Annotated in this window: 4 protein-coding genes; 2 read left to right on the plus strand and 2 right to left on the minus strand. The window is 33.7% G+C overall.

The features are described 5' to 3' along the window. Both Q0410_RS08230 and Q0410_RS08235 read left to right on the plus strand, forming a co-directional pair. On the plus strand, positions 1 to 332 hold a 332-nt coding region (locus Q0410_RS08230; RefSeq protein WP_299035546.1), incomplete at its 5' end, for a helix-turn-helix domain-containing protein. 9 nt (positions 333 to 341) lie between these two features. After that, positions 342 to 689 carry a hypothetical protein gene (locus Q0410_RS08235; RefSeq protein ID WP_299035549.1) on the plus strand — a complete coding sequence of 116 codons (348 nt, stop codon included), beginning with the start codon at positions 342 to 344 and terminating at the stop codon, positions 687 to 689. A 48-nt stretch (positions 690 to 737) separates the two neighbouring features. On the opposite strand, the gene Q0410_RS08240 is transcribed toward Q0410_RS08235, so the two are convergent. Then, entirely contained in the window at positions 738 to 2,498 is a 1,761-nt protein-coding gene (locus tag Q0410_RS08240; protein ID WP_299035552.1) for an ABC transporter ATP-binding protein, read from the minus strand. After that, on the minus strand, positions 2,495 to 3,310 hold an 816-nt coding region (locus Q0410_RS08245), incomplete at its 5' end, for an ABC transporter ATP-binding protein (RefSeq protein ID WP_299035555.1). The genes Q0410_RS08245 and Q0410_RS08240, both read right to left, overlap by 4 nt.

Raw genomic sequence — 3,310 nt, forward strand, 5'->3', positions numbered from 1 at the left:
TATTTGTCTCTAGGCAATCAATATCAAACTGGGAAAATAATAAAACTTATCCAGACATAGGAAATGTAATCGCCCTATCAGACTTATATCAAATAAGCCTCGATGAGCTATTAAAAGGGAGTGATAATTTTATGAAGCATTTGGAAGAATCAACAGATATTGTCAAATCTAACAAGAAACTTATAATTATTATAATTTTTGCTTTATTGGTGGTAATTGCAATGGCAATTTTTACAGAATTTTTGCCAGAAAAAATATTTTTAGTTTCAATATTTACCTTGTCTGTTATAGTAACAGGCCTAGTTTATAGTGAGATAATAAAAAGATTTTAGGAGAAGAATATGGATATAAAATTAATTATTATGATAGTAAGTGGAGCAGTATTTTTGGTTGGTGGTTTTATCTTCCAATATAATATATATCAAATGACTCAAATAGATGCCAAAGCAAGGGGACTTAAACATCCTAAAATTTTAGGAGTTTTAAATATTTCGGGTAATAATGGCAATGGATTTTTACTAGCCTACCTTATTGGTAGGAAAAAATACCCTATACAAAATATTTCTAGAAAAGATTTGTCTGCTCTTGAATCTTACAAGAAAAAATCTCTCCTAGCCTTATCTATGAATCTCATAGCATCTTTAAATTTTGTAATAGCCTTAATCTACTATAAGGGAGATTCATTTTAATATTCTAAGCTCTAAAAAAGCTTAAGCGATTTTTCGCCTAAGCTTTTTTTATGCATATAATTCTGCTTGAGTTGTAAACATCTCTTTATAGAGGCCGTCTTCTTTCATCAAGTTTTCGTGGGTTCCGTTTTCAGTAATTTTTCCCTTATCACATACTATTATCCTGTCAGCATATTTGGTAGACGATAGTCTGTGGGAGATAAATAGGGATGTTTGCCCCTTTGAAATTTTAAGCATATTTTCAAAGATTTCCTGTTCGCTTCGAGGATCTAGGGCACTGGTTGGCTCATCCATGATAAAAAAATTACCCTCATGGAAGATTGAACGAGCCAGGGCTAGCTTTTGACCGATTCCACCAGATGGCTCGATAGATTTGTCGGAGAAGAGGTAAGTCAAAAATGTGTCTTCTTTTTCCACTTGTTTATTAACCCAGGATGATAAATTTAATAGGTCAAAAGCCCTATCCATATCCTTGTATTCATTTCCACCAATATCTTCCTTTAATTTACTTGTGATATTTTCGCTAATCCTAAATGGAAATAGCCTAAAATCTTGGAAGGTAGGGGATAAGATCTGGTAGTACTTTTTTGTTGAAATCTTAGATATGTCTATATCATTTAGATAGATATGACCTTCAGTTGGTTCGTAGAACTTACACAAAAGCTTAACTATAGTAGATTTACCAGCCCCATTTTTGCCCACAAGGGCGACTGTTTCTCCGTTTTTAATTTCAAAAGATGCGTCCTTTAGGACATAATCTTCACTTGCTGGATATTTGAAGGATACATTGTCAAATCTAATATTAATCTTACTTGTATCAATATCAGTGATTTCTCCCTTATCAAGAAGGCCTTCTTCCATTTCTAGGAAGTTGAAAAATACTTCTAATTGAGCATTTACAGAAATAACCTTGGCATAGTTTTGCTGGATGAGGTTGGTTGCGTTTATTACCTGGATTAGGGAGTTGAAATACATGGTGAAGTTTGCAAGGCTTATGGTCTTATCGATTAATTTATAGGTTAGATAAATTAAAGTAAGGATTATTGAGCCGTTTGCACTTACATTCATAATCCCAGTGTAGATGCCATTTTTGTTGAAGTAATCGGTTGAAGATTTTATCATCTCCTGCTGGTAGAACTCTGCTTTTTCTAGGACTAAATCTTGGCATTCATAGATTTCTATATCCTTAAAATACCTAAGATCTGCCGCAAAATTTGCAAAAAATCTATAAGACCTAAGGTCAGAAATATTATTCTCTTGGTATTTCAGTTCATTTTCTTTGATCAGTGTCACAATTTTTTTGTTTATCAAAACTAAGATAATTAGCAAGATAATGATTGCTGGATTTAGCCTAACAAGTATTCCTAAAGATAAGATTCCTGTAATCACAGCAGATATCACTAAAACAATGATATCATAGAGGGTGTACATTTCCCAAACAGCATAGTGGGCTTGTTCCATCATGTCTTGGATTTCCTTACTGTCAGATTTTTCTATGGGTAGCCTTAGAGATTTTTGTGCAATCTTAAATGTCAGTTTATCTGACATATCTTCAAAAGTGAGAGTCAGATAATTGTTTAGCCACCTATAGGTAACCTCTTTGATAAAACCTAGAATCAAAACCAAGGCACCAAGGCTCAGGCAGTAGGAAATTCTTTTAGCTCCCATAAGCTCGTCAATTATTAGCTTTGGAGCGAAAATGTTTATCAAAGGTAAAAATCCCAAAATTAAGTTTGTAATTATTACCCTAAGGGTAAATCCTGGTTGGTAGGTGTCTATTTCTTTAAAAAGTTTTCTTATATTTTTCATAGGACCTCCTTATAATTTTTTGCTTGAAGATTGTAGAGGTCTTTATAATCTTCGCATGTCTTCATTAATTTATCATGAGTACCATTTGCGAGAATCTCGCCGTCTTTAAGATAAATTATCCTGTCACAAAACTTGGTTGATGCCAGCCTGTGGGAGATAAAAATCGATGACTTATCGCGGGTCAAATCATCATAGAGCATGTAGAGTTCTCTTTCATTTAGGGCGTCAAGTTGGGCTGTTGGCTCATCTAGGATTAGAAGTTTGGCCTTAGATTTGGCAATAGCACGGGCTAAAAATAGCCTTTGCTTTTGGCCACCTGACAAATCTACTCCGTCATTGTCTAAAATTCTTAGAAGAGTTTGGTCATCCTTTTTTTCATAGGTGTTTATGATTTCATCTAGGTGGGTCATCTTGTAAATATCATCTAAATCCCTATCCTCAGTTGACATTAGGATATTTTCCTTAAAGGAAAATGGCAAAAGATTTGAATCTTGAAAGACAGCTGAAATTAGCTTTTTATAGTCTATATGAGATTTATTAATATCTTCTCCATTTATTAAAACTCTACCCTCTGTCGGTTGGTATAAACCTGCGAGAAGTAGGGCCAGGGTAGACTTGCCAGCACCATTTTCTCCTACAAGGGCAATAGTTTCGGCGTCTTTTATCCTTAAATTTATATCTTTTAGAACATAAGAATCTGTCCCTGGATATTTAAAGGAAAGACTATCTAAAACTATTTCCATTTGTTCTGGATAAATTTCTTCTTTTTTATCCTTATAGACATCTGTAATCTTAAAAAATGGCTTAAACAT

It is taken from the genome of uncultured Anaerococcus sp. (assembly GCF_937934665.1).
Classification (GTDB): Bacteria; Bacillota; Clostridia; order Tissierellales; family Peptoniphilaceae; genus Anaerococcus.